The following is a 6,479-nucleotide window of genomic DNA, read 5'->3' as shown; positions in this document are numbered from 1 at the left end:
CTAAATCAATACTTCCATTTATATAAAATAAAATCCCAAAGGGTATGATTGTAATAATTCCCATAGGAGAAAGTAATCTACCTATGGCAACCCTATTCATAGATTCACCCATCCAGTTATAATAAAAACTTGCATTATCATAAACTGCATCAGCATATTTTTTATAAGATGATTCGCTTTGATTAAAGGTCTTTATTACTTCTATCCCATCTATATACTCAACAATGGAATTATTCATATGTTGACCAATGGCAACTGACTTTCCAAACATTTCCTTATAATGAGTATTCATAACAGACATCATGGTAGCCATTCCTACCACAAATGGAATTAGTGATAGCAAGGTCAATCGCCAATCTAATGTAAACATGTAAATAAACAATAGAATAGGTCCTACTAAGTTTGCCGTGAATTCTGGCACAAGGTGAGCAAGTGAAGTTTCCATAGAATCAACTTGCTCAACAATTATATTTTTAAATTCCCCTGAAGATCTCGAAAGAACATCTCCTAGTGGCATCTTAAATAATTTTTTGGAAATATCATTTCTAATTTCTCCTAATGAATTAAAGGTTGCAGTATGAGATATAGTTGTTGATATTCCTGCTGCCACTTCTTTAATAACAAATGTTATTAAAATACTTATGCAAAGTGAAGTGTATAAGCTCATATCCCTTATGCCATTAATCAAATTCACAATAATTTTCGCCATGTATATATAAGAAAAAAGCCCAGCCACTACTCCAATTATTGCCAATAAGATTGACATAAAATATGAGCCTTTTCTCTTTTTTACATATTGTTTTATTAAATCCATCAAATCCCCTCCTTAATAAATCTTCGTAATAATAAGATAGGTCTATCCATTCACTACTTTATAGATAGACCTGCCTTAAATTCAATTTATTAACCTATTCTCATTTAGCTTTTACACTATAAATGTTGAAAAATTGTGGTGTGCTTGTAAAGTCATATCCACCAATTTTGTCATTTCTATACAAAATCATTTCTTTTGAATAAGAAAGAGGCAAATCCATAGCGTTTTCGTTTGAATATACTATAGCTTTTTGTATATTATCTTTAATCTCTCCTTCGTTTGTAGAAGTGGAAGCCTTCTTTATTGCATCAATATATATGATTGAATCAGAAAGTGCTTTTAACGGCATCAAATGTGGATCCATTTCAGTGATTGATTCTTGTAAGAACTTATGAGGTTCAGTATAAGAACCTTCTGTATTCCAGGTTGTCAAATGGAATTCTCCCTTTATACCATCTGTCCACCATGACATTTGATCTTTTTCAACTAGGTCAACATCTATACCTACTTCTTTTAATTGTGTCTTTATTGCAAGTGCAGTTTCCTTAGCAAGTACTAAATCTGACCAGTAAACATATTGAAGCTTTAATGGACTTCCGTCCTTTTCTCTAATTCCTGTATCTTTATTGAGTTTCCAACCCGCTTCATCTAGCAAGCTATTTGCTTTTTCAGGAGCATAACTATAAATAGTTGGATAATTTGCATCACAATAAGCTACATCTTTAGGGAATAAAGTTTCAGCTACATCTTCATATGAGTATGTTAAACTGTCGACAATGTCTTTTTTGTTAATTGCATAATTAATTGCTTGGCGAACTTTTAAATCTTCTAATTCTTTTTTACTTGGATTTAAAATTAGATTCTTAGTCAAAGTCCTATTTTTATTGACTTCTCCAGTAACATCCTTAATTTCAGAACCTTTTTTGAAGTCATCATAATTTATTAAATCTGCTCCATAAATTAAATCTATTTCCCCCTTATTTAAGGCTTGAAGTCTTGAGGAAGCATCGGGAATATATTTGACAATAACTTCATCATAATAAGGTTTTTCCCCATGATAATTTTCATTTCTAACAAATTTTGTATATTCTCCAGATTTAAATTCTTCTTGTACATAAGGACCTGTTCCTATATTTTCGTTAAATGTCTCAAAGTTTCCCTCAGTAAATGACTTTGGAGATGGCATCCCCAATACATTTTGGAAACAAAAGCCATTTATATAAAATTTAGACGGATTTTCATAGTGAACAGCAATCGTATTATCATCAATAACTTCTGTTGATTTTATCTCTGCAACAGCCCTAATGCCTGCAAAATTAGGGTTAGACTTATCAAAATCTAATATCTTTTTTACTGCATCAGCATTAAAATCTTCACCATCTGAAAACTTTACCCCATCCTTTAATTTAAAGACTAAAGTTTTGCCATCATCTTTATATTCAAAGCTTTCAGCAAGTTTTGGTACAATTTCACCGTTTTCATAAGCTACTAGGGTTTCGTAAATTAAACCACAAGCCATATTATTTTCCTTATTCATTGTTAAAGTCGTAAGGTTTGTCAGTTCTTTAGCAGTACATAAGGTTAAAACCTTCTTGCTTTCATCTTTTGTGTTTTCACTTGCTACATTTGAATTTTCTTGTGCTTTTTCTTGATTCTTTTGGCAACCTCCTAGTAAAATTGAAAAACTAAATACAAGTGCCAATAAAACCATCATATTTTTTCTAAGTTTGATCATTTCTATCTCCTTTGCAATTTTCCTTCTCTCAATATTTTTCCTTTCTTTATCTCTATGATATAATTTGAAATCTGTTTTGCTTGATTTATATCATGAGTGATAAAAATATAAGAAATACTATGCTTAGATTGATAATAAAAAAGTAAGTTTAATACTTTTTCAATCGTCAGTAAGTCAAGCCCAGCTGTAACCTCATCTAGTATTAAAAAATCAGGATTAACCATAAGGGCTCTTATGAGCGACAATCTTCTTTGCTCGCCTCCAGATAGTTGGTGAACGGGCACATCTAATATTTCCTTTTTTAAATGTAAATCCTCGCAAAATAATAACACCTTTTCCTTTCTTTCCTTTTTCGACAAGTTTGTTAAATTAATAAGCCCTTCTTCCAAATTTTTAAAAGTGCTTATACCAGGATTTAAAGTACCAGATGTATCCTGGAAAACAGACTGGATATTTTTTCTATATTTCCTTATTTTTTTTAATTTTAATTTTGAGATATCTACAGAATCATAGAATATAGATCCTTCATCTATTCTTTCTAATCCTATTAATGCTTTTGCAATGGTGCTTTTACCAGATCCACTTTCACCAATTAAACTTAAGTTATCTCCCCTTTTTAGTGAAAAGGAAATTTGATCTAGAGCTTTAAATGTCCCTTTTACTGTTTCAAAAGAAAGGCTAACATTACTCATAGCTATTTCGTCCATTTCCATTCACCTCCAGAATCTAATATTTTCTGACTACAGATAACAAATTTTCTTGTCCATTCTTCTTTAGGGCTTTCAAATATATCTTCACTACTCCCCTTTTCTATAAGGCATCCATTTTCTATCACATAGATGTAATCGCTATATTTTTTAAGAATATCAGCCTCGTGTGTTATTAACAAAATTCCTTTGCCTTTGAAATTTGCTTTAATCAATTCAAAAAATAATGATGAGTTATAATTGTCTAAGGCTGATGTTGGTTCATCAGCAATTATATAATCAGTATTTAGTCCCATAGATATCGCTAAAATAACACGCTGAATCATGCCTCCAGAGAGTTCAGTTGGATATGAATCTAAAACTCTTTCATATTCAAGATTGACGCTTTTGAGCTTATCTTTTGCTATACTTAATGCTTCTGATTTATTTATATTAAGATTAGCAATGTATGTTTCAACCATTTGACTTTTTATCTTTTTTCTTTTGTCAAAAGAAATCATGGGAAGTTGAGGAATAAAAGCGATGTTTCTATTGTTGCTATTGATATTATCTTTTTCCAATATATCGAAATCATCTATAGTAATAGTTCCAGAACTTACTTTTAAATCCTCTGATAAAATCCCAAGTATTGTGTTTACTAATGTAGTCTTCCCAGCACCACTGGGTCCAGTAAGACCAATAATTTTTCCCATAGGGATTCTAAGAGAAATATTATTTAAAAGATTGTTTCCTTTTTTATCTTTAACTTGTAATTGATTAACCAAAATCATATCTTCACCTTCTATTCGCTTCTTTTGCAATAATATTAAAAGACATCGTAGTAATAAAAACTGCAAAAATCGGGTAAATTATGAGTTCTGGCTTAATAAATATTGAATCTCTCGCTTCTAAAATCATAGAACCCCACTCCACAACATTTTCTCCAAGTCCAATTCCTATAAATGAAAAACCAGTAATTGCTAAAATCATATCCGCACAGGACAAACAAATATAATGAACTAAATCTAATAATATATTTGGTAGTATATGAACTAGAACCAACCTAGTCTTTGATGCGCCAAGTGAAATCATACAAGTGCAATAAGCTTTATCATATTCAATATTTATTTGAGTTCTAACAAGTCTTAAAAATCTCAATATATATGAAACAACCAAAGCGATTAATGTAGTTTTTATTCCATTTCCCCAGGATGCTATAAATATGATTAAATAAGCAATTGGTGGTATAGCCGTTACAGCATTAATAATCGAATCTACTATTACATTCTTTTTCATGGTAACTTTTGACGTTAGTGTTCCTAAAAGCAAACCTAAAGTAAAAACAATAATTGATGCCGTCATAACCATAAATAATGTAGTTTTCCCCCCGAACAGTATTCTCGATAAAACGCACCTGCCCATGCTATCATTTCCCAAAAGATACTTAGAACTTGGATTTGCAAATCTAAGGGGAAGATTAACTTCTAAGGGATCATTAGGGGCAAAAAAACTTCCAAAAAATATAAATAAAATCACTAGGAAAGGAAATAATGTCCTTTTGTTTATTTTCATTAATCTCCCCTTTCCTTTATCAAAAGATCGTTTATCAAATCTGATATTATATTAGCAAGTGCAATAAATAATGCTAAAAAGAAAACCAACCCATGAATCATCGTTGCATCACGATTTATTACAGAATTTACAATCAAATATCCAAATCCTGGAATAGAAAAAACTCCCTCAACTATTGCCACATTTGCAATCATAAGTCCAATACTCTGAAAGAAATTTGGAATTAACTTTACTATCGAGTTTGGCAATATATGTTTCACGAACAAAGTAAATTCCTTTAGACCATTTGCTCTAAAAAACATAATATAATATTCACCATTCTCTTTGTCTAAAGCATCTTTAAATAGTGGATAATAAAAAGAAGCCCCAAATATCCCTAAAGTTATTGCAGGAAGTAGATAATTTGTAATTCCAATATTACCTGCTACTGATAGCAAATCCCACTTTACTGCAAATATATCAAGTAAGATAATAGCAATATAAAAGCTAGGAATTGAAACACCAATAAGGCATAAAAGATTTATAAGCTTATTGATTATCTTGCTCTTCCATAAGAAAGTAATACATCCCAAAGATAATACTAAAATTACCTGCAATATTGCGGAAAAGAAAACAACAGATAAAGTTTTTGGCAAAGCCAACATTATATTATCCCAGACTGGTTTGCCATTGCTTAAAGACTGTCCTAAGTCTAGAGAACAAAGATTTTTAATCCAGTTAAAATATTGCTTATATACAGGTTTGTCAAAACCAAATCTTATTCTTACTTCTTCAATTTGCTCAGGTGATGGACTTCCGATATGTCTTTTAGCATATGCAGTGGCTGGATCGACGGGAGATAATTTCATTAAAACAAATGATAAAACACTAACAATTAATAATGTCATTATTAGCTCATAAAATTTTTTTAAAAATGTCTTTTTTGTATTCATTTTTATACCATAATTTAAGATCAGCCTAATAATTCAGGAAATTTATTTTTCAAATAATCTTCTAACATCTTTTTGATTGTTTTTTTATTTTCAATAAAAATTTCTTTTTGATTTAAACTTTCATATCCTAAAATCAAAGTATTTACAAAGGTCACTAAAAACTCATCTTCAAAAATAGATGAGAGATTATCATTTGGAGGAAATGTAGACGATAAAATTTCTGTGTTTGTTTCTTTTAAATTTTCAAACATTTCACACAATCTTTTATCTTCATTTTGTAGTTTCAAAAAAATTGCATAGATGCTTTTAAATTCATTTTCATCATAAATTCTTTCCATCATCATCTCAGTAATTGCGTCTAAAGTCGTTAACTTAGATGTGTCGATAGTTTTGTTTTTTTCTCCTCTATATTTGATACCTGATTTCATAAAATCATAAATCATTTCATAGGTTGAACCATAATGATAGTAAACACCACCTTTACTTAAACTGACTTTTTCTATAACATCTTCCATAGTTGTATTTTGGAAACCCTTTTCTAAAAAACATGTCTTTGCCGCTTCCAGAATTTCTAACTTCCTTTTTTCTCCTACTTTCAATTTTTTATCATTCAAAACTTTATCTCCTGTCAATAAATAATTCCGACGCTACCGTCAGTTTTATTGTAACTCATTTGATAATTAATTTCAATACATGAATTATTTTAAAATTTAGTAATCTTATTTAAGATATTTGTTTGA

At 30.1% G+C, this 6,479-nt stretch carries 7 protein-coding genes; all 7 read right to left on the bottom strand.

Annotation, left to right across the window (positions count from 1 at the left end; all coding sequences use genetic code 11):
- Positions 1-814: ABC transporter transmembrane domain-containing protein (locus ABDJ34_RS09960; RefSeq protein ID WP_412702242.1), on the bottom strand; the 814-nt coding region annotated here is incomplete at its 3' end.
- A 100-nt stretch (positions 815-914) separates the two neighbouring features.
- Positions 915-2,549 (bottom strand): ABC transporter substrate-binding protein, encoded by a 1,635-nt coding sequence (locus tag ABDJ34_RS09955; protein ID WP_412702241.1) that lies wholly within the window; start codon positions 2,547-2,549, stop codon positions 915-917.
- A 2-nt stretch (positions 2,550-2,551) separates the two neighbouring features.
- The gene (locus ABDJ34_RS09950) at positions 2,552-3,256 is read right to left on the bottom strand and encodes an ATP-binding cassette domain-containing protein (protein ID WP_412702240.1); all 705 of its coding nucleotides are present in this window, start codon (positions 3,254-3,256) and stop codon (positions 2,552-2,554) included.
- Positions 3,244-4,056 (bottom strand): ATP-binding cassette domain-containing protein, encoded by an 813-nt coding sequence (locus ABDJ34_RS09945; RefSeq protein WP_412702239.1) that lies wholly within the window; start codon positions 4,054-4,056, stop codon positions 3,244-3,246. The genes ABDJ34_RS09950 and ABDJ34_RS09945 overlap by 13 nt, the downstream gene beginning before the upstream one ends.
- Positions 4,031-4,807 carry an ABC transporter permease gene (locus tag ABDJ34_RS09940; protein ID WP_412702238.1) on the bottom strand — a complete coding sequence of 259 codons (777 nt, stop codon included), beginning with the start codon at positions 4,805-4,807 and terminating at the stop codon, positions 4,031-4,033. The genes ABDJ34_RS09945 and ABDJ34_RS09940 overlap by 26 nt, the downstream gene beginning before the upstream one ends.
- Positions 4,807-5,739 carry an ABC transporter permease gene (locus ABDJ34_RS09935; protein ID WP_412702237.1) on the bottom strand — a complete coding sequence of 311 codons (933 nt, stop codon included), beginning with the start codon at positions 5,737-5,739 and terminating at the stop codon, positions 4,807-4,809. The genes ABDJ34_RS09940 and ABDJ34_RS09935 overlap by 1 nt, the downstream gene beginning before the upstream one ends.
- Positions 5,740-5,759: 20 nt before the next feature.
- Positions 5,760-6,353 carry a TetR/AcrR family transcriptional regulator gene (locus tag ABDJ34_RS09930; RefSeq protein ID WP_412702236.1) on the bottom strand — a complete coding sequence of 198 codons (594 nt, stop codon included), beginning with the start codon at positions 6,351-6,353 and terminating at the stop codon, positions 5,760-5,762.
- Between the last annotated feature and the right edge of the window lie 126 nt (positions 6,354-6,479).

It is taken from the genome of Finegoldia dalianensis (assembly GCF_046255015.1).
Classification (GTDB): domain Bacteria; phylum Bacillota; class Clostridia; order Tissierellales; family Peptoniphilaceae; genus Finegoldia; species Finegoldia magna.
Note: the sequence above shows the minus strand (reverse complement) of the source record. Positions and strands in the feature narration are given on the sequence as shown.